This window comes from Kamptonema formosum PCC 10802, assembly GCF_000332335.1.
GTDB lineage: Bacteria > Cyanobacteriota > Cyanobacteriia > Cyanobacteriales > Oscillatoriaceae > Oscillatoria.
Genome location: NZ_KB235950.1, coordinates 59,741 through 79,203 on the forward strand (window position 1 = coordinate 59,741; position 19,463 = coordinate 79,203).

Genomic DNA, 19,463 nt, shown 5'->3' on the forward strand with positions numbered 1-19,463 from the left:
CCATTGGTTAGGAATATCTACTATCTTTAATATGAGGTAAGCTATCAGCGACACATAAATTTGTATGGCTATACTATTTACATTTTAGGAATCAGCTTGTCCAATTTTAGGTGAGTTTTAAGAAACTTCCATAACAACTCTATGTGCCAGCGATATCTGTAAATTTCCATAAGCTCTTCATCGGACACTTCGTCCCGCTCCAGATTGGTGGCCAATCTATACTCGGCGCGCTTTTCAATATCACAAAAGTTAACAACTCTATATATTCCTGAGTTCTTCCCTGTCACAAGTGTTTAATCTTAACAATTCGACACTTGTGGCCGGCTCGCGGGCCTTAACTATTAGTTTCAGAACTATAGCAGTAGCCACTTAAATTAGAACATTAGACCTTGAGGGCAGGCGGGACGCCTGCCCTACGTCTATATAGCAGTAAGCATTTAGGAAACCTACATTTCGGCTTCCCTTGCTCCCCCGCTCCCGAAGCTTCTATTGTTCTAACCCATATAACTGCTGCTATATCTCTTCTCCTTTGCTGTCCCATTATAGAAGCAAATTTAATCTTTAAACACTCCTGAATTTTTATTCCAATATAGGCCTGTTGTATTATTGAATACTGTGATTTCATTATCCCATTATAGCTGCCTAGCGGATTTGTTGAACCATTTATTTTCATGGCTCAATTATAGCCGCTAGAGCGAGCTGCTAATAGCCAATCGCTATGCGATCCGGCGTTGCAATATTTGCCCAAGTTTCGATAGCCTTAATCAAGCAGTGCAGAGAGGGAACGCCCAACACCACCACAACATAACCGCTCACCCAGTGTTCGTGCAGGTGCAAAGAGGTGCGCACCAGGAGCGCATAGCGCAATTCGCTCTTGCCAGAGACGAGGGAGTGAATCACCAGACTCAGCTTTTGGAGATTTAAAAACGGCACAGAAAAGACGACTTGTGTTTCCAGAAGATTGCCTAACATCGTCAGGCAAGCATTTAGCAAGATATTTCCGACCTCAGTTAGCATTTCGTAGGCAGAGACGTTCAGAAAAGGGGGCTCCATATTCTGCTGACCGGCCAGTAAATTCATCATCAGTGCGGCGCTTTCATAGTTAAAAAGCAAGAGTGCGTTTCCCGACATAGAGCCTTTGAAAATCTGGCTCACAGTCGCAACTTCGCCCTCCCCAACACTGGATAGAAAAGCAGGTAGCCCACTGATTGAATGCACAGAAATCGAGGAAATTTCAAGTCTCACGACGTCGCCTGTCAGTTCTGACAGAGAGACGGCGCAGCGAGAGAAAGCCAGATTAATAAACTGAGTAAATGCGTCTTTTTGACGCTCTGTCAAGAGCATGATTACCTCTTAATAGCACCGCGTTTACATAATGTGCAGCCGCTCAAAAAACTTGGCAATCAAGTCAGGCGCTGCGCCGTGAACCGTTTTTTTCAGGCAGTTGAGAAATCAGCCTTTGCAGAACGACCGGCAAGGGAAGCCACCACCACAACCAACTCCTCTGGCTCCACCGGCTTGGGGACAGGGGACTGGAATCCTGCCAAAAGAGCCTGCCGGCGGTCTTCTTCTTTAGCGTAAGCCGTAAGCGCCACAGCGGGAAGAAGCCTGTTTTTCCCTGTTTCTAGCGCCCTGACTTGGGGAATCAGCATATAGCCGTCCTGATACATTTACGCGACATTATAGCAGTAGCCACTTAGATTAGGACATTAAACCTTCAGGGCAGGCGTCCCGCCTGCCCTACGTCTATATCCCAGCAGTAATATGGGTTAGAACAATAGGAGCAGGAATGGGGGGGGCAAAAGAGGCCAAAATGTACGAACCTAAGTGCATACTGCTATACCTGGAAAGATTCCGGGCAACGCAACGATAGCACCATCACCCATAAAAGTGATAGAGGCGTTATCCCGCAAAGCTTTCAGGAAGATCCCATGCATCGCCATTCCAGTCCCTCGGCAGTGTAAATCCGCAAGTGGGACAGTGGAAAATTGTGGAACCACCTAAATGAGAGTGGACATGACCGCAACGAGTACAAGTCTTGCTCGCATATTCTTCCGTCACGTCCACAACAGTGGTTCCCGTTAATTCAGCCTGATGCTTTAAGGTCATTTTGACCCGATAGTGCGCCCATGTCAGCATCGCCTTCGCCGTTTTAGACCTAATTTTCTGCTTCGCCCTGGCAACCATGCCAGAAGTCTCGAAGGCGGGCAGAAAAATTAAGCGGTAATTGCGAATTAGGTAGTGCGCAATTTGCTTGTGGGCTTCATCTATCAAGTCTCGAATTTTGCCTCTCATCCTCTGAGCGGCTCGTCTCATACTGCGCCGCCGCCTTTTTTTGGATTCTTTTGCGATTCGACCGACGAAATTATCTAAGTGCTGGCAAAGGCGGGTAATGCGCCCAATATCCCCATTGACAAACTCCAAGAATTTGCGTCCGTCAAAACTTGTCAGGAAAGTTCTCACACCCGGATCTAGCGCAATTCCCCCCTCTGCTTTCGTGGGACTCATTTGCGCGGGCTCGGGGAAAATAGCAAACCATCGTTTCCCAGAGAAAATAAACTGCGTTCCCTGCTCGCAGGCACTAGGGATGGGTTCCGCAGAGACAAACGCAACTTGTCTGTTGAGGTCTGGCTGTCGATCTCGTCGGCTGACTCTGGCGTAAATAACAGTCTTCGCGCCTCTATATCTTCCGATGGACTTGGAGGTATAGGATTCGATGTTGTATCGGCGCTGTCTTGAGGGAGTCTTAATAGCTTCGATTCGCCCTTCTTTTTCCCACCGGCAGAGAGTCCGCTCGTGGACTCCGAGGGCTTTCGCCGCTTCTTTTGGCTTGACATACTTTACCAACGCTGCTTCCTCAGTTCTGTCGTGCCTGTATTGTATCACGTTTCGCAGCTTTGCGTCAAAAATCTAGGATTAAATTTCGCCTCTTCTGGCGTCATGTCTGTCCAGCGAACTTTTCCCGCCACAAAATCCTGCCGGTCGTACCCGCCTATTTGCAGGAAAGCGTTATTGGCTTCCTGGAGGTTGCCCTGAAAATCTGCTAAAATAATACCGATTATATTCGATTCGACTAAGCGCCGGACTCGCACTTCGCTCTCCCGCAAGGCGTTTTCCGCCTGCTGGCGCACCCTCACGTCTTCCAAAGCCCGATCCCGCACCCTCCTGTAGTTTTCGATGCGCCGCGTTATATCTGTAACGTCTTCAATGCTAAAAAGGGCGTAGAAGCCGGTGCCGTTCTCGGCGGGAATAGCGGTAACGGCGGTGTGCTGGATTCGGGGCTGTCCGTCCGGAAGAGTAGAGGGAATTATATATTTGTGAAGCTGGGAAGAAAAAATGGTTGGCAGCCCCCCTTCAAAAATCTGCTGCAGGCGGCGGGCGTTCTTCGGCTCATTCAAATGATTGAAATGCGCGAGCAGGCTCCTCCCGACGATTGGGCTGCGAGGGATTTTTGTCCACTCCTCCAGGCATGTATTCCAAAACAGGACAGTAAAATCTTCCCGGAGAACGCAGGAGCAGATGGGGACGCGCTCTATAATTTTAAAAGTTTCTTCACCCATTTGCATTGCCTTCATAATAAATTTTTCCTTATCCAGTTTTTTGCGCGATAGCTTTCATCAGGGACTGAAACGACCCCATCTTGAAAAGCACGATGACGTCCCCTTCAATATGAAGCTCTTCGACTGTAAAGCGGGCTTGCGCTAGGAGGATAGATGAATTGCCATCCAATTCATTGAACCGCCACAGGTTCTCGACGGTATCTTCTGTATAGGAAGGAACTGTGTAGTCAAGGCGCTCGTGCAGGATGTTGCTAATTGACCCCATGACTCCGTTGAGCAGGATATTGCCCACCTCACTTAGCGTACCCATTTTGAGGGAATCCAGTTCGGGATCTCCAAGTTCTTCACCCGTGAGGATAGCTACAAGCAGGGAGGCGCTCTCTATAGGAAAGACCAGCTGGGCGCTCCCGTAAAACGGACCGTCGAAGCCAAGTTGCACGGCAGATATGGTATTGTCGCCCAGCCGGTTTTCTAGTTCGAGCTTCACTTCCAGGGGCGAAAGGATCTTGATATAAGGGATCTGCAAGCGAATGGGAAACTGAATCATCTGATTCAGCATAGCGGCGGCTCGACCGACACCGATATTGACGATTTCCTGCAAGGCGTAAACTTGGTCAGCTGTGAGGTTCATGGGGAGGTCTCCTTTGTGTGTTGCATAGCGAGGGCTACCGCTTGGCGCAGCTCGTCTATATTAAAGGGCTTGTTAATCACTGTCGCAGCTCCCAGTTGAAGGCATTGCTGGCGCACGGTTTCCTGAATCTGTGACGTGACTGCAATTACGGGAATGTTCGAGCCTTGATCCTGCAACATTTGAAGAACTTCCCAGCCGCTACACTCGGGCATGAGGAGATCCAGCAGAATGCAGTCGGGTGCCAGGGTGAGAACCTTCTCCAACCCTTCGTACCCATTGCCCGCTTCCAGGGTGGCGTGACCGTCCGCTTGCAAGGCTTTAGAGAGCGCCCTGCGCGTAAAGCTGGAATCTTCCACAATTAGAACTAACGCCATTTTGCGGTTCCCTGATAATTTTTCGCTCTGTCAGTTCAGGCACGCTCATGTTCATTATGAAGATTTTTCGCTCTCTATATCCGTTACGTTCTGCAGAGAGCTTCAGCCCCAGACTGCGGACCTCCTTGGAGTGCCGCGCTCAAATTGCTGAGTACGGTTTGAGTGTCAAACGGCTTGCCAATAAAGCCTTGCGCCCCCGCTGCCTTAACCTTGTTGTGGGTGAAACTCTGGACGTCGGCGCTAGCTACAATCACCCGCGCCCCGGCGTCCAACTCGCGCAATTTGTCCAGCACTTCTAAGCCATACATCCCGTTCATCAGCAGCTCGAGGAGAACAAAATCGGGCTTTTCCAGAAAATAGCGCTCAATAGCCGCACTCCCGTCTGAGGCTTCGATAATGTCGTGACCGGCAGGCTCGAGGATGCCGCGAAGTATCCGGCGAGACAGATTGGAATCACCCACAATTAAGATTTTAGCCATTACAGCACCTCCACAATCGCTTGCGCCATGCGATCGAGGGGCACGCTCCTGTCGCTCAAACCGGCTTCGACGACCGAACGCGGCATCCCGTACACCACGCAAGTTTCCTCTGCTTCGGTAAAAATCGTGCCGCCGTGGGATTTAATCCACGCTGCGCCCTGTTTGCCGTCTGAACCCATGCCGGTCATCACCACGCCGAGCACCCGCTCGCCGAAAACCTCTGCCGCCGACTGAAACATCACGTCCACGCTAGGGCGGTGCAGCGTGTCGAACGGGCGGGCGTCGAGATGGGCTGTCACTGTCCCGTCAGCTTGGCGGTGGAAAGTCAGGTGTCGCCCCGCTTGGGCGACGAGCACCACCCCGGGGCGCAGCACCTCCCCTTCCCGGGCTTCAACGACTTTGATCTCGGACATTTCATCGAGCCGGCGGGCGTACATTTCGGTGTAGCCCACCGGCATGTGCAGCACCACCGCCACGGGTGCGGGAAAGTTCTTAGGGAGCTGGGGGATCGCGAAACTGAGCGCCTGGGGTCCGCCGGTGGAAATGCCGATGGCGACAAGATCCACTTTCCCCGATCTCGGCGCGGGTATCAGCGATGCCGGTATCCCCACGCGGGGCGGAACAGCCGGCAAGTGGCTCAGGGGCACATTGGCGGCGGCTTTCACTTTCTCGACGAGCTCGTCGCTAATCTCAAAAATCTTTTCCGTTGCTAGCGCCGTTGGTTTTTGCACGAAATCAACCGCCCCCGCATCGAGCGCCGCCAAGGCGTTCTCGCCTCCCTCGCTGGCAATGCTGACGATTACCACCGGCAGCGGACGCCTTTGCATTTGCTCGCGCAAGAAGGCCACCCCGTCCATATTGGGCATGATCAAGTCCAGCGTCACCACGTCGGGGTTGAGTTTTTCAACCATTTCCAGGGCTTCCGCTCCCTCACGCGCCGCACCAACCACTTCGATAAACGGACTGCGGGACAGCATCTGCTTGACCACCTTGCGCACGTAAGCAGAATCATCCACCACCAAAACTCGCAACATTCGCTCCATAACGCGCTTCTGCCTTTTTAAGAAGATGTTTTGTGCAATTTTTTTGCCGCACTTGCGCAGCAGTCACTGGAAACCGGCTTAACGCTCCGCGTGGGGCGCACCCGCCTCTGTCTGTTGTGCCCTCTCCTCACACTTAACGTTCCAATGCGTAAGTCTTTGGGCAAGTGGGCCGGCGGGCGCAGCCGGGTGGATTATTACAGCAGCCTGCTGCGCTCGCCAGCCGCCACAGAGCCTGTGGCGCATGAGCGCATGCTTTAAGCCGCTGAAAACCGCTACGGGCCGTCTCCACCCGGTCCGCACCCCTACCTACATAGTAGAGTGCGCAGAAGGCACCCCACTGCTATCGCCAGACTTTTGCCGAACCTACTGCGCCGCTTTATGTAAAGTTTTTAATAATTCCTTAGCTGTGTAGGGCTTCGACAAAAATGCCGTCACGCCCAGACGAGTAGCTTCAGCGATCATTTCGGTGGAAAGGAGTCCGCTGACAGCAATAATCTTAACCGACGGCTTAATTTTTTGCAGCGTGCGGATGGCTGTTGGCCCATCCATATGGGGCATCATCATATTGAGCAGCACCACACTAATTTCATTTTTATATTCAGCGTACAGGGCTACTGCCTCAATGCCATCACTGGCAGTTAAAACCCTGTAGGCATATTTTTGCAGTGCGATTTCGGTAATGTCTCGCAGGTCGGGTTCGTCATCAACAACGAGAACCAGTTCTTTTTGCCCTTGGGGAATTTCAACCTCTTCCAATTCCGGCGTTTCAGTAGATCCCACTGCCGGCAAGTACACTTGAAATTGTGTCCCCCTGCCGCTTTGGCTGTCCAGCTTTATAAATCCCCCGTGGCTCCTGACAATACCCACAACCGTTGAAAGCCCCAGTCCCGTTCCTTTCCCTAACTCTTTCGTCGTGAAAAATGGCTCAAAAATTCTCTCCTGTATTTCCGGACGAATGCCTGTTCCAGTATCGGAAACTGCAATCACAGTGTAAGGCCCCTCTCTCGCCTCAATATTCATCTGCGCGTAATGGGGGTCAATCCAAAGATTGGCGGCGCAAATGCTGAGTTTGCCCCCTGAGGGCATGGCGTCGCGAGCGTTGACGCAAAGGTTCATCAGAACCTGGTGGAGCTGGGTGGCATCTCCAGACACTGCCCACAAGTCCGCCGCTATATCTGCCCGCACTTCGATGGATTTAGGAAACGTCTCTCTAGCAACTTCCGCAATTTCCCGGATGACGTGCGAGACTTCCAGAATCGTGTGTTCGCCTTCCATTCCTCTAGCAAAGGACAGCACTTGCTTAATCAAATTAGCGCCGCGTTTGGCATTGTTTTCTACCATCACCAGCAGCCCCTGCTTTTTTTCTGGGGGGAGTTCCATTTGCAAAAGTTGCGCGCTGGCTAGAATCGGTGTTAGAATATTATTTAGGTCATGGGCGATGCCGCCGGCAAGCGTGCCGATGCTCTCAATGCGCTGGATGCGGAGAAACTGGGCTTCCAGCTGTTTTTTCTGCGTGATGTCGGTGTTAACGACCAGTACAGATTTGGGTTTCCCCCGCCGGGTGCGCACAAGAGTCCACCGGCTTTCAACGATGATTTCGGCACCATTTTTTGTGACTTGATGCAGCTCGCCCTGCCACGAGCCCGCCTCGGTAACGGTTTTGAGAGCGTCTGCAACGTGCGGCGAAGTTTCTTTGTGCAAAAGCACCTTGCTCAACTGGCCGGTGGCTTCTTCTGCCGTCCAGCCGTACAGGCGCTCAGCTCCTTTGTTCCAGAATAAGATGCGGCTGTCTAAATCTCGAACCAGAATCGCGTCTGTGGCGATATTGAGCAAGGCGGCTTGCTCCATCACTTGTTCTTCTGCCTGCTTGCGATCAGTGATGTCATGCCACGCCCCCACAATTTCCAGTAGGTTGCTGTCACTCTTGCGCACCAACTTCATCTCGTCGCGCACCCACCGGTAGCTGCCGTCTTTGTGCAGGAAGCGATATTCAAGGATGTGATGCCCCCGGGACCTCAGCTGTGCCATATCGGCCAGTACCTGCGGGGCGTCTTCTGGGTGGATGCGGTCAATCCAGAAGCGGGAATCTTCCATAAACTCCCACGGATGATACCCCAGTTGGGCGGTGATGTTGTCAGAGATAAAAGTAGCGTCCCAATCGCCATAAGGCTTGCAGGTATAAATGACCGCTGGGCTGGATGAGAGCAGGTGCTGCAGCCGGTGCTGAGTGGAAAGTAGCGCCACCTCCGCTCGCTGCAGCGCCTCAATCTGGCGCTGGAGTTCCGCCTCCCGCTCGACTCTTTCGGTCACGTCCTCGATAAAGGTGATGGTTCCAATGTTTTGTCCCCCAGCAACCAGCGGTGCGATCCTCACGCTTTGCAGCATCTGCGCTTGGCTACAGCTAACGGCAGCTATGCGCATGGGGATGAGATAGCCGTGCAAGCGCTGCGACAGCACAACCACTTGGCCATTGAGCGCCTGCTGGTAAAAGCGCTGCAACCGGCGCTCGGCCATTTCGGGATAGGCTTCCAGCAAAGAACGCCCGAGCATTTCTGTGGCGCTGCGCCGGCTGTGGATTTCTAGCCAGTGATTCCAGCTAGAAATATTCAACTGGGCATCTGTGGTGAAGATGCCCAGGTCGGCCAAGTTATTTAGCCCTTGTAGGATGGCTTCTCTTAGCTCCGCGACACGGTTCAAATTATTCATAACTATTCAGTTTCTTGATGCCCGTTCTGAATTGCGCTGCCTCACTTATAATAAACCTCTGACAGGTGATTTATAAAGTAAACCTTAAGTTAGGGGTTAGGGGTGAGGTGTTAGAGGTGAGGGGTTAAGGGTTAGGTGTTAGGGATTGAGGGTTGGGGGAAAGCCAATGCCCCATGCCCCCATTGCCCGCTGCCCCCATTGCCCGCTGCCCCCATTGCCCGCTGCCCCCATTGCCCGCTGCCCCCATACCCTTGGGATTCACTGGCTGCCAATCCCCAGCTCCGCCCAGTTGTCGATCGCCTGAATAAAGCAGTCGAGGGAGGCAACACTGAGCATCATAACCAGATAGCCGGTCACCGAACTGTCGCGCAGCTGAAACGCTGTGTACACCACCATCGCATAGCGCATTTCTGCCTTGCCAATCACCAGCGAATCGATGAGTGCGCTGAGCGATTCCAGATGCAAGCGCGGCACCGAAAAGGAGACGTACATCTGCAACAGGTTGCCGAATACGCTCAGGCAGGCATTCAGCAAAATATTGCCGACCTCTGTGAGCACCTCGCTAGCGGAGGCGTCCAGGCGGTGCGAAGGCTGGGTTCCCAAGGGTGTCAGCAAATCTGTGAGCATCACCGCACCATCATAGTTCAGCAGTAACAGGGCGTTGCCTGACACCGAGCCGGTGAAAATCTGGCTGACCGTGGCCACGTCGCCCCGCACAAAATTGGCCAGCTCGGGCACTAATTTATGAATCGCATGAATGGAAACCTTTGGCACTTCCAGCACCACGCGGTGACCTGTGAGTTCCGAGAGGGAAGCAGCGGTGCGGGCGAAGCCAATATTGATCAGCTCGGACAGTGCGTCCTCTTGTTGCTCAGTCAGCACTTTCATTGGGCAACTCCTTTTAGGGCGTAACTGACAGCCTCCAGAACCGTTTCCGGGGCGTAGGGCTTGTTGATCAAACCCTTTGCCCCCGCTGTCTCAACTATCTTGCGGGTCAGTGTCTGCAGGTCTGCGGTGGCCACAATCACCCGCGCCTCACCGTCTATCTGGCGGATTTTTTCTAGCACCTCAAATCCATCCATACCGGCCATCACTAGATCGAGCAAGACCAGATCTGGCGGGTCGAGAGCGTAGCGCTCCAGGGCCACGAGCCCGTCAGACGCCTCGACAACCTCGTGCCCTGCCGGTGCCAGGATTGCCCGCAGCATGCGGCGGGACAAACTAGAATCATCCACAATCAATATTTTGGCCATAAAACCTTCCCTCAGCGGTTTATCTCCCATTGGGAGACAAATTTTTCCCCCACATTTTGACAGCGATTCGACTGTCTAATGCCCACGGCGTGCATGACACCGGCACAATCGCCGCCCCCATCCTGACTGCCTCAGGGTTGGCCTGCCGGCACATCGCCGCTTGGCCTGCCGGCAGCCCGCCCGACCGGAGAGCAGTTTGAGCTGTCCAACGAGGCTCTCCTTCTGTTTTTATGCGAATCTTCACTTTGAAAGTTTTCTTGACTGAGTGAGCGGGCGCGAGTTTCCAGGAGAATACCCGCTCGAAGCTTTAGCCTTGGAACGGGACCGCGCCCGTGGCATACGCACATCTCCCCGTTTCTCCCCTCTCGTTAAAAAAGGGGCGCAACGGGCAGGGGCTCGCCCAGATAAATCTTCTGTCTCTCTCTGGGGTACCTGCCTAATTTCTTCTAGTATTCCCCTGCGCCGCCGGGCGCTACCGCTTGACATACACAAACGCGCCGCCGATTTCTTGCAATTCAAAATCAGTGGTTAACCTCAACAGGGATTCCGAAACGCCCACAAACAAATATCCGGGCGTGGGCATAGCTTGATAGAACAGGCGCACTGTTTTGCGAATCGCCTGCTCGGAAAAGTAAATAAATACATTCCGGCAAAATATCACCGGCGACCGGGCTAGGAACTTCACTTCCGCTTCGCAGTATAAATTGGCCGTCCCCCACTTGACTCGGGAGTGAAGTTCGGGCACCACGCGCCACTGGTTCCCGTTCTCTTCGTGAAAATATTTATTGCGCAATTCGGGTGAGAAATTGCGGAACGATCGCTCCCGATAAAGTCCCTGTCGCGCCTTGGAGATAGCCACGGGAGAGGCATCCGTGGCGTAAATTTCCACCGGCAGCCGGTAAAACCAGCCAGCTTCGTTAAGAGCCATGGCGATCGTCAGAGCTTCCTCTCCAGTGGAGCTGGCGGCGCTCCAAATCCGCAGGGGTTCGGTGGGGTTGCTCGCCAAATATTGAGGCAGCAGCACCTCCACCAGGGCCCGCATCTGGTCGAACTCTCTCCAGAAAAAAGTTTCCGGCACCGCCAGCGCGTCCATTACGTGCTCCCACTCTTCGTCCGCAGCCGCATCGTATTTCAGGAGATAGTAGTAGTCCAAAAATGAGTCTAAGCTGCGTTCGCCCAAGCGGGGAAAAAGTTTGTCTGCCAAAATGTCACGCCTGTCATTTTCGTAGTACGCGCCCGAGCGTTCGTGAATCAAGTCGCGTAAAAGAATAAACGTACTCTCCGGCAAATCGAGAGGTTGTGGGAACAGTCGCATGAAAGATGGGGGAAAAAGGGTGAAGGGTGAAGGGTAAAGGGGGAAGTTTGAAGGAAGAAGCTTTGAGGCAGAAGGATGAAGTGTGAAGTTTGAATTTCTTATTTCAGACTTCAGACTTCAGGCTTCAGACTTCAGCTTTGCAGCACCTTTTGCGCCGCGCGGCGCACTGCTGGATCGGGATCGGTGCGCGACAGCGCCGCCAGTTTCTGTTCGGCACTGCGATTGCCCAAATATCCCAGGGAGCGCACAGCGGTTAAGCGCACTGCCGGCTCCGCATCGTCGAGAGCATTGGTGAGCAGTTCCGAGGCGTGCGGGTGTTTTAACCGCGTCAGGACTTCTACCACGGCGCACCGCACTTGAGCCTGCGGGTGGCTTAACCCCCGTCCGATCCATTCGATCTGTTTGTCGAAGGAAACGCCTGTTCGCGCTTCTGTGCGCAGCAGTGCTGCGATACAGGCTTGCACTCGCTGCTGATCCGCGCTCAGGTCGATCAGCGCCGCTATCGCCTCCTCACAGCTGATGCGAGCTAGGGCGTCCGTGGCGGCGCTGGCGACACTTGGTTCCGGATCTGATGCGGCCAGCCACAGGATAGCCCCCACTGCGCCCTCGCCGCCGCGTTTCCCCAGCGCGACTAGGGCATCGCACCGCCGCTGGGGGTCCGGAGATTGCAGGGCACACAAAAGTGGCCCACCGGCATCCGGATGTTCAATCATTCCCAGCGCCGCAATGGCCGCCCGCGCCAAATCGCCGTCACCGCTTTCGTCTGTGGCGAGCGGTGCCAAAAGCTTGACAATTGTCTCGGCTTGTGATATATGCGCGATGCGCCCCAGGGCCTCTACCGCCGCCGCCCGCACTTGGTTGGCCCGATCGGTGAGCACCAGGTGGGTCAGAGCGGCTACGGCTTCCCGATAGCCGTGGGTGCCGGTGGAGCGCGCCGCGTAATAGCGCACCCAGGGATCTGGATCGCAGAGGGCTTGCTTCAGGTAGGGAAAAGCCCGGTCGCTCTCAACCAGACTGAACGCCCGGGCGGCGGCGGCTCGCACGGCAGAGCTGTCGCTTTCTAGGGCCCGAGCCAGTGCCGGCAGCACGCGGGGGTCTTCCAAATAGGGAATGTGCTCAATGGCGGCGCGGCGCACCCGCTCGTCAGGATCGGTGCAGCGCTCGAAAAGCAAGTCCAGGCACTCAGCGAAAGCGAAATAGCCGGCGATTTTCACCGCTGACTCGCGGATGTAGGGATTAGGGTCCCTCAAAAGCTCGACCATACGCGCCGACATATCAGGATGGCCGAGGGAGTCGAGGGCGGCGATCGTCGCTTGGCGCACCGCCGCATCTGGATGGCCAATCAGCAGCAGCAGCGCCTCAAAAGCGCCCCGGTCGCCAATTTGCGCCAGCGCCTCGGCAGCGGCGACGGCCAATTCCGGGTCCTCAGCCAGCAGGTTTATCAGTGCCGGCACCGCCCGCGTGTCGCCAATCCGCCCCAGGGCCACCACTGCCGCTTTGCGCGTTTCCAAATCCTCCTCCGACAGCAGCGAGACCAGCAAATCCTTAACCCGCGTTCCTTTTCGCACCAAAGCGTCAAGCACCGCTTTGCGCACTGCCGTTCGCCTAAGCAACCTGGCGAGGGCTCGCTCTACCGGCGGCCCCTCCAGCCAGCCCAGGACTTGCACCAGGGCTTTCAGTTCCTCTGCGTTCGCTACCTGCAGCGCGTCGAGCACATTTTGCGTTCCTCTCTCGCTTATCCCCAAGCGCACCAGGTCGGCAATGTGGGAGCCTTCCCGATAAACTGTTTCATAGCGCTCGTAGAGGGCGGCCAGGCTGGAGGCGATGGCTCGGGCGGGCGGATTCGGCCCATTGAGCAGCTCCACCAGGGGCGCGACCACCTCTCGGTCGCCCAGCAGTCCCAGGGCGGCAGCCGCCGGCTCGCAGAGCAATTCGTCCGCCAGCAGCGGCACCAGATGCGGCGCTACGATTGGGTCGCCAATCCGCCTCAGGGCGTCAAGGGCGGGAAACGCCAGAAAGAAATCTCCCGACTCGGCTATGGCCAGCAGCGCATCCACCGCCGCAGCGGCACGCAACTGCCCGATCGCCTCAATGGTGTGATAGCGCACGTTGGTGTCCGCATCGGCTAAAGCGCGGATCAGCGCCGGAATCGCTCGCGGATCTTTTCGCTCTCCCAGCGCCAGCGCTGCATAGATGCGCAGCTCCACATCATCTGGGTCGTTTAAAAATTCAATCAGCGGCTCGATCACGTCCACATCGCTGAGCGCCAGCACCTGCAGGGCGCTGTTGAGAACGCTGAGGTTGCGGTGGTTCTCGCGAATCGCCCGCAAAAGGGTTGCTGTGGTGGACGTGCCGGCCCGCAGCGCCAAGCTGTCCACCGCCACCCGCCGCACCCGCCAGCTTTCATCGCCGAGGGCTTCCAGCAGGGGCGATGCCGCCAAGCTCCCATCCCCAGACAATTCCAGTCCCTCTATCTCTCCTAGCCTTCTGGCGGCGAGCAGCCGGTCGCTCTCCTTGGCAGAGGCGAGCTGTTCTGCCAGGTCGCGCTCTTTGTCTTTCCGTGCGGTGACGTCTTCGATGGTGACGACGGTGCCGGCGATGCGGTCGTTTTCCCGCAACGGCGCAATTGTCACCCGCTGCTGCATGCGGTCAAAATGTTTGGACGGCCTTTGCGGCGGGCAGGGGATCAGGTAATGGTGAAATGCCGGTGCCAGAGTTTCCACCACTCCTTGCTCCAGCACTCGCTGAAAGCGCAACAGCAAGCCGCGCGATTCCAAATCCGGAATTAGGGCGGTCAGGTTCCGCCCGCACGCCGCCGAGGCAGACTGGCCCGTAGCCCTCTCCAGCCAAGCGTCCCACGAACGCACGACGAGATTGGCGTCGGTTGTGAAAATGCTGATTTGTGGTTCGTCAGTCATGGGTTAATTGTTAGTAGCTAATAGCCAATAGCGACTCAGAAAAAGCAGCAATAACTCACCAGAAATCTGGGCAAAGATATAATACTTTATCGCTCTAAAATAGCCGAAATCACTCAAACTGTTTTAGGGGTTAGGGGTGAGCGGTTAGGAGTTAGGAGTTAGGAGTTAGGAGTTAGGAGTTAGATATACCACCTAACACCTAAAACCTAAAACCTAAAACCTAAGACTTAAGGTTTTGGGTTGGGGGTGAGGTTTTCGGGGTTAGGTTTCAGGTCGGACTCCAACCCATGCCCCATGTCCCATTCCGGGGGCGGGCGATACGGTGAGCTACAAGTCTCATCTTTAACAGAAATCCGAAAGAATGGTTTTTACAAAAGACGGCTTCAGACCTATTTTGTCTATTTCCTTTGTTCCTGATATCAGAAATGTCTGCCGGCGTGGCACAAAATATCTCGGACAGTTCGACGGGAGCGTGGCCCATGCCACAGAGCCAGGGGTTAGAGGTCAGGGGTTAGGGGTTAGGTGTTAGGTTTGTGGTCGCGTTCTAACCAGTGTCCCATTCAGGTGTGGGCCAGAGCGGGGACGCCACCCCCACGAGAAATCCGAAAGAATGGTTTTTGCAAAAAACCGGATGAAGACGGTTTTTGTATATATGCTTTCTTCCGGAAGTAATAAATGTGTGCAAAATGCACACAAAGTATCCCCGACGGTCGGGTGCCCCATGCCCCATGCCCCATGCCCCATGCTCCATGCTCCATGCTCCATGCTCCATGCTCCATGCCCCATGCCCCATACCCCATAGCCCATGCCTCTAACTGCTTAAGCGCTCCGCAATCTGAGTCAGCGTGCGGGACCGTTCCAACAGACTGGCAGTGGTGCGCTGGGTTTCTTTCACCCCAGAGGCGTTGCGTTCGGCAATGGCGCGAATGTCCCCCAGAGATTTGAGAATCAGTGCCGAAACGCTAGAGTGCTCGCGGTTGGCGCGGGTGATCGCAGCGATCTGTTTGGAAACGTTTTGGGCGCTAGGGGTCATATCCTTAATGGCCCGCCCTTGCTCGACCATTGCTTTGGCCACTTGATCCGACTGCCGGCGCATACTCTCGACGGCTTTTGAGATTTGAGTCGCAGCAGTGGCTTGTTCGCTCATCGCCTTGCTGACGCCAGAGATCAGGCGGGCTAGGCGATCTGCCTCTTGAGAGATTTGATCGCCGGCTGCCGACTGTTCCGCCAGGGCGCGAGTGGTGGCTCCCGCACCGCGCCGCATTGATTCTACAGCTTTCATAATCTGATTGACTGCGCTGGCCTGTTCCGCAGTGGCTTTGCGCACTTGCCCCGCCAGACTGGCCGTATTTTGCCCCGCCTTCATTACCTCACGCGCCGCCCGCGCTTGTTCGCTCATCGCCAGCGTCATCTGCTGAGTGATTTTGCGCATTTGCACGGTGGACCCGACGATACCTGCAGACGCTTTGGCTTGTTCCGTGGTGGCTTTGGCCACTTCTTTCGCTTGGTTGACCGTGGTGTTGACGGCGCTGACCACCGTCTGCCCAGCGGTGAGCTGTTCCTCCGAAGCCCGGGCAATTTGGCTCACCAGTTGCGCGGTTTCTTCCACACCGGCCAGGATTTTTTTCAGCCCGCCCACACCGGCTTCGGCGAGACTGCCGCTTTCTTCGGCCACCCGCACCCCTTCATTCGAGGTGGCGACAGCTTCTTGCACCACGGCTTGCAACGCTTTAATAATCGCAGCAATATCGGTAGTGGCCCGGGCGGCGCGATCCGCCAGGTTGCGAATCTCCTCCGCGACAACGGCAAAGCCGCGCCCCGCCTCACCCGCCCGCGCTGCTTCTATCGAAGCATTTAACGATAGCAGATTGGTGCGCTCGGAGATCAGGTTAATCGTGTCCACAATAGTGCTGATTTCCCCCGTGCGCTTGCCCATTTCGCGAATCACATCCGCTGACTGCACCATTGAGTCGCGGACGCGGTTGAGTCCGGAAATGGCTTTTTGCACCGTTGCCCCGCCTTCTTCTGCATCTCGCGCCACTCGGCGCGTCACTTCATCGGCTTTTTTGGTCAGCGCTGTCACGGAACGGATCGAGCGCTCCAGTTGGGTGGCGCTGGTGGCTGCATTGGTGGCGGCGTCGGTAATCCGTTCGGCGTTCTGCGCCACCCCCCCGATGGAACTGGCCATTTCCTCCATCGAGGTGGCAACCTCTTCCACCATCGCCGCCACGTTTTCTGTCGTCGCCGAAACCTGTTCGATGGATGCGGCCATTTCGTTGATTGAGGCGGTCGTCTCCTCAGCGGCGGCGGTTACGTCATCGGCGTTCACCGCCACACCCTGAATCGAACGGGTCATTTCTTCTATGGAGGCGGCGGTTTGGTTGATGGCGCTGGCTAGGCTATCTGTATCGCGATTGACGCTTTTGATGGAGCTGGTGATTTCGGTCATGGAGGTGGTCACCTGGGTGGCAGAGGTGGCCATTTCCTGAGCGGTAGCCGTGACGCTTTGAATGGAACTGGCGGTTTCTTCTATGGAAGCCGCTGTTTCCCTGATTCCCGATGCCAGATCCACGGTGCTGCCGGTGACTTCCTCAATGGACGCCCCGATTTCGTTGATGGAGGAGACGAGCTGTTCCGTTAAAGAAGCAACGGTTTCAGCTTGTGTGGCCGTCTCTTTCAGCGATGCCGCCATTTGGTTTGTGCCGCTCACGGTCTGCTCCAGGGATTGCAGCTGCGTCTGAACACCGTCTTTGACTTCTTCCCCAATCCGGGCGAGTTCGCTAGCCGCTTTCGTGACTTGCTCGGCTTCCGAGCGCATCTGTGCAATTTCGACGTTCAGCTTGTCGCCCGATTTGCGCCCGAAAAATGTTTGCGCAACAATTGCCAGAGCAAAAATAGTGAGTGACAAGAATGCCAGTAAAAAAATACCCATAATAGTTTTTTCCAACCCGATTCGGTGAGCAACATTAAATTATCTCTCGCCCCGCCCCGCCCCTTCTTGCCGGGGGTGTGGGGCCTTGTGCCCTGCGGCGACGCCTTTTTTTGTAAGGCTGTGCCGGGCGGGGTTTACTGTTCTTTCAACCCGCATCCGCATGGCCCAAGGAGGGCGTCAGCGCTATTGTCTCCGTGGCGTTCAGCAGTTCCTCAACATTTAGAATCAGCACGATTCTTTCGCCTAAGGTGGCAATTCCTTCTATGTATCTGCCACTCAAACCCGAAATGGCTTCGGGAGGGTCTTGAACTGTCTCTGCCGGAATCGAGATAAATTCGCGAGCGGTGTCTGCAATCATGCCGGCGGTGCGGCTGCCGGTGTGAATCACTATCAGGCGAGAGCGGGCATCATAAGGAATTTTCTCGAAGCCAAATCGCAATCGCAAATTGATGGCTGTAATCACCTGGCCTCGAGAGAAGACCACCCCTTCCACAAAGGCGGGAGTGTTTGGCACCGGCGTGATGCGTTCGACCATTTCCATCTGCTGCACAATGTCAGAGCGGATGCCATAAGTTGTGCCGGCTAGTTCAAAAAGGATGTAAGTTTTGGAACCATTCTCAATATCTAACATAGTCGTGCTTCGCTGCAAGATGAATGCTGTGTCAAGATAGGCACTGCAGATTTTGGATTTTTTCAATGCCCGGATTTGGGATTTCATTTACAGTCCACAATCTACACTCTAAACTCTACAATCTCGTCAAGGCCGGTGCGTCAATAATTAAAACCACACGTCCGTCACCGAGTTCGGTAGCGCCGGCGATTCCAGGAACCGAAACCAGCGGGTCAGTCAGGGGGCGCACGACAATTTCGCGCAGCCCGAGAATGCGGTCAACCGCTATGCCGACCGCATTCAGCCCACTGCCGACGACGAAGGCGTAGAAGCGTGCGGTCGCGGAGCTAGACTCAGGTGGGGGAGTTCTCTCGCATTCCGCAGGGGCCAGGGAAGGAGAGCGCCTAGCGGGGAATTCCTCGGACCGACCTCCTGGCCCGACTTTCCGAGGTGCCGCTTCGCCTCTGTGCTGCGGTTCGCTCAGGCCAAACAGACGCGCTAGGCGAACTATCGGCAAGACGCCGCCACGGTAGGAAATAATTTCGCTGTTTTCAAAGACAGTAACAGCTTCGGGCTGCACTTCGATGGCCTCGCCCACGCAAGACTGGGGAACGGCAAAGGTCTGCCCCGCCACGGAGACGATCAGCGCGTCGGCGATCGCCAGGGTGAGTGGCAGTTGAATCCTGAACCGGCTGCCGGTGCCCGGTTGCGTCTCTAGCGTCAGGGTGCCCCCCAGTTCCAGGACTCTATTTTTGACAATAGCCATTCCCACGCCGCGACCGCTGGTCAAATCCGCCTGTTCCCGAGTGGAAAAGCCGGGGGCGCAGAGGATGTCCAGCAGGGTGGCCGAATCGATTCCCCCCTGCCCGCCTTTGCTGTCCGCACCGGCAGCAGGAAAATTTCCCCGCGCCTGCAGCGAGAGGGAGGAGGTGATGGCTCTCTTGCCTGGAGGCGTGCTGCCGAAGATTTGTGTACCAATGGTACACAAATTTTTTCCGAAAGTGTCAACACCCAGCAAGCCCAGCGCCCGCGCTCGCTCGACAACCCGTTCGGCGTCAACGCCGCGCCCGTCGTCTTCAATTTCGAGGGCCACCATTTCTCCCGCCGCAATCGCTCGCAGGGCGATTTTCCCCTCCGGCGGTTTGCCAGCTCGCACTCTCTCTTCTTCCGATTCTATGCCGTGGCTGAGGGCGTTGCGCACCAGATGGAGCAGGGGGTCCATCATCCGCTCGACGACAAATTTGTCAATTTCGGTTTCCTGACCGCTCAGTTCCAGTGTTACTTTCTTTTGCCTCTCTCGGGCCAAGTCTCGCACCACGAACTGCATGCGGGCGAAAATCTCGCCCACCGGCACCAGGCGGACGCGCATCACGCCCTGGCGCAGCTGGCGCAGCTGGCGTTCCATCGCCTGGTTGGTCTCTCGCAGGGGGCGCAGTTGGTTTGCGGGGACGGTTTCTTCCAGGCGCGCCAGGTTATCTTCCAGGCGGGCGCGGCTGATCACCAGATCGCCCACCATGCGCATCAGTTCGTCCAGCCGCGCCAGATCCACGCGCACGATGTTCGCCGGTGCCAGTGCGGGCGGGGGAGCAGGCGCGGAGGGGGCAGCGGCAGGCGCGGAGGGGGCAGCGGCAGGCGCGGGGGG

16 protein-coding genes and 3 pseudogenes are annotated in these 19,463 nt (G+C 55.6%); 1 reads left to right on the plus strand and 18 read right to left on the minus strand.

Annotated features, from left to right (window positions below):
* The 13 genes and pseudogenes from OSC10802_RS46995 to OSC10802_RS0134165 form a co-directional block, all read right to left on the minus strand.
* Positions 1-284: pseudogene (locus OSC10802_RS46995) on the minus strand (transposase); the annotation flags it as partial.
* 418 nt (positions 285-702) lie between these two features.
* Complete coding sequence (locus tag OSC10802_RS0134110; RefSeq protein ID WP_017721249.1) at positions 703-1,344, minus strand: hypothetical protein; 642 nt, start codon at positions 1,342-1,344, stop codon at positions 703-705.
* 92 nt (positions 1,345-1,436) lie between these two features.
* Positions 1,437-1,670 carry a response regulator gene (locus tag OSC10802_RS0134115; RefSeq protein WP_017721250.1) on the minus strand — a complete coding sequence of 78 codons (234 nt, stop codon included), beginning with the start codon at positions 1,668-1,670 and terminating at the stop codon, positions 1,437-1,439.
* Positions 1,671-1,823: 153 nt separating this feature from the next.
* Positions 1,824-2,760: pseudogene (locus OSC10802_RS53660) on the minus strand (RNA-guided endonuclease TnpB family protein).
* A pseudogene (locus OSC10802_RS56870) lies at positions 2,734-2,886 on the minus strand (MerR family DNA-binding transcriptional regulator); the annotation flags it as partial. The pseudogenes OSC10802_RS56870 and OSC10802_RS53660, both read right to left, overlap by 27 nt.
* Positions 2,883-3,575 (minus strand): PAS domain-containing protein, encoded by a 693-nt coding sequence (locus OSC10802_RS45170; protein ID WP_017721251.1) that lies wholly within the window; start codon positions 3,573-3,575, stop codon positions 2,883-2,885. The pseudogene OSC10802_RS56870 and the gene OSC10802_RS45170, both read right to left, overlap by 4 nt.
* Before the next feature lie 13 nt (positions 3,576-3,588).
* Positions 3,589-4,191 (minus strand): hypothetical protein, encoded by a 603-nt coding sequence (locus OSC10802_RS0134130; RefSeq protein WP_017721252.1) that lies wholly within the window; start codon positions 4,189-4,191, stop codon positions 3,589-3,591.
* A complete protein-coding gene (locus tag OSC10802_RS0134135; protein WP_017721253.1) occupies positions 4,188-4,565 on the minus strand; it encodes a response regulator transcription factor in 378 nt (125 codons plus the stop codon). Before OSC10802_RS0134135 ends, OSC10802_RS0134130 begins: the two co-directional genes overlap by 4 nt.
* Positions 4,566-4,648: 83 nt before the next feature.
* A complete protein-coding gene (locus OSC10802_RS0134140; protein ID WP_017721254.1) occupies positions 4,649-5,044 on the minus strand; it encodes a response regulator in 396 nt (131 codons plus the stop codon).
* Positions 5,044-6,087, minus strand: a complete 1,044-nt coding sequence (locus OSC10802_RS0134145) for a protein-glutamate methylesterase/protein-glutamine glutaminase (RefSeq protein WP_017721255.1) — start codon at positions 6,085-6,087, stop codon at positions 5,044-5,046. The genes OSC10802_RS0134140 and OSC10802_RS0134145 overlap by 1 nt, the downstream gene beginning before the upstream one ends.
* A 363-nt stretch (positions 6,088-6,450) precedes the next feature.
* Positions 6,451-8,793 carry a hybrid sensor histidine kinase/response regulator gene (locus tag OSC10802_RS0134155; RefSeq protein WP_017721257.1) on the minus strand — a complete coding sequence of 781 codons (2,343 nt, stop codon included), beginning with the start codon at positions 8,791-8,793 and terminating at the stop codon, positions 6,451-6,453.
* A 258-nt stretch (positions 8,794-9,051) separates the two neighbouring features.
* Positions 9,052-9,681, minus strand: coding sequence for a hypothetical protein (locus tag OSC10802_RS0134160; protein ID WP_017721258.1), 630 nt, complete (start codon positions 9,679-9,681; stop codon positions 9,052-9,054).
* Positions 9,678-10,046: a response regulator gene (locus tag OSC10802_RS0134165; RefSeq protein WP_026099054.1), complete on the minus strand. Its 369-nt coding sequence runs from the start codon at positions 10,044-10,046 to the stop codon at positions 9,678-9,680. The genes OSC10802_RS0134160 and OSC10802_RS0134165 overlap by 4 nt, the downstream gene beginning before the upstream one ends.
* Positions 10,047-10,102: 56 nt before the next feature.
* On the opposite strand from OSC10802_RS0134165, the gene OSC10802_RS52010 reads away from it, so the two are divergent.
* Positions 10,103-10,246 (plus strand): hypothetical protein, encoded by a 144-nt coding sequence (locus OSC10802_RS52010; RefSeq protein WP_198525357.1) that lies wholly within the window; start codon positions 10,103-10,105, stop codon positions 10,244-10,246.
* Between the two features lie 272 nt (positions 10,247-10,518).
* Here OSC10802_RS52010 and OSC10802_RS0134175 read toward each other — a convergent pair whose 3' ends face one another.
* The 5 genes from OSC10802_RS0134175 to OSC10802_RS48275 form a co-directional block, all read right to left on the minus strand.
* Positions 10,519-11,361: a CheR family methyltransferase gene (locus tag OSC10802_RS0134175; RefSeq protein WP_026099055.1), complete on the minus strand. Its 843-nt coding sequence runs from the start codon at positions 11,359-11,361 to the stop codon at positions 10,519-10,521.
* Positions 11,362-11,492: 131 nt separating this feature from the next.
* Positions 11,493-14,279 (minus strand): HEAT repeat domain-containing protein, encoded by a 2,787-nt coding sequence (locus tag OSC10802_RS0134180; RefSeq protein ID WP_017721262.1) that lies wholly within the window; start codon positions 14,277-14,279, stop codon positions 11,493-11,495.
* Positions 14,280-15,090: 811 nt separating this feature from the next.
* Positions 15,091-17,211 carry a methyl-accepting chemotaxis protein gene (locus OSC10802_RS0134185; protein ID WP_017721263.1) on the minus strand — a complete coding sequence of 707 codons (2,121 nt, stop codon included), beginning with the start codon at positions 17,209-17,211 and terminating at the stop codon, positions 15,091-15,093.
* 145 nt (positions 17,212-17,356) lie between these two features.
* Positions 17,357-17,929 carry a chemotaxis protein CheW gene (locus tag OSC10802_RS0134190; RefSeq protein ID WP_017721264.1) on the minus strand — a complete coding sequence of 191 codons (573 nt, stop codon included), beginning with the start codon at positions 17,927-17,929 and terminating at the stop codon, positions 17,357-17,359.
* A gap of 28 nt (positions 17,930-17,957) precedes the next feature.
* Positions 17,958-19,463 (minus strand): chemotaxis protein CheA (locus OSC10802_RS48275; protein ID WP_020480618.1); only part of this gene is annotated, 1,506 nt, incomplete at its 5' end.

Coding starts and splice junctions, on each gene's coding strand:
- OSC10802_RS0134175 (WP_026099055.1), bottom strand. CDS start 11,361: ATGCGACTGTTCCCACAACCTCTCGATTTGCCGGAGAGTACGTTTATT.
- OSC10802_RS45170 (WP_017721251.1), bottom strand. CDS start 3,575: ATGAAGGCAATGCAAATGGGTGAAGAAACTTTTAAAATTATAGAGCGC.
- OSC10802_RS0134115 (WP_017721250.1), bottom strand. CDS start 1,670: ATGTATCAGGACGGCTATATGCTGATTCCCCAAGTCAGGGCGCTAGAA.
- OSC10802_RS0134185 (WP_017721263.1), bottom strand. CDS start 17,211: ATGGGTATTTTTTTACTGGCATTCTTGTCACTCACTATTTTTGCTCTG.
- OSC10802_RS0134165 (WP_026099054.1), bottom strand. CDS start 10,046: ATGGCCAAAATATTGATTGTGGATGATTCTAGTTTGTCCCGCCGCATG.
- OSC10802_RS0134130 (WP_017721252.1), bottom strand. CDS start 4,191: ATGAACCTCACAGCTGACCAAGTTTACGCCTTGCAGGAAATCGTCAAT.
- OSC10802_RS0134140 (WP_017721254.1), bottom strand. CDS start 5,044: ATGGCTAAAATCTTAATTGTGGGTGATTCCAATCTGTCTCGCCGGATA.
- OSC10802_RS0134110 (WP_017721249.1), bottom strand. CDS start 1,344: ATGCTCTTGACAGAGCGTCAAAAAGACGCATTTACTCAGTTTATTAAT.
- OSC10802_RS0134180 (WP_017721262.1), bottom strand. CDS start 14,279: ATGACTGACGAACCACAAATCAGCATTTTCACAACCGACGCCAATCTC.
- OSC10802_RS0134155 (WP_017721257.1), bottom strand. CDS start 8,793: ATGAATAATTTGAACCGTGTCGCGGAGCTAAGAGAAGCCATCCTACAA.
- OSC10802_RS0134160 (WP_017721258.1), bottom strand. CDS start 9,681: ATGAAAGTGCTGACTGAGCAACAAGAGGACGCACTGTCCGAGCTGATC.
- OSC10802_RS0134135 (WP_017721253.1), bottom strand. CDS start 4,565: ATGGCGTTAGTTCTAATTGTGGAAGATTCCAGCTTTACGCGCAGGGCG.
- OSC10802_RS0134145 (WP_017721255.1), bottom strand. CDS start 6,087: ATGGAGCGAATGTTGCGAGTTTTGGTGGTGGATGATTCTGCTTACGTG.
- OSC10802_RS0134190 (WP_017721264.1), bottom strand. CDS start 17,929: ATGAAATCCCAAATCCGGGCATTGAAAAAATCCAAAATCTGCAGTGCC.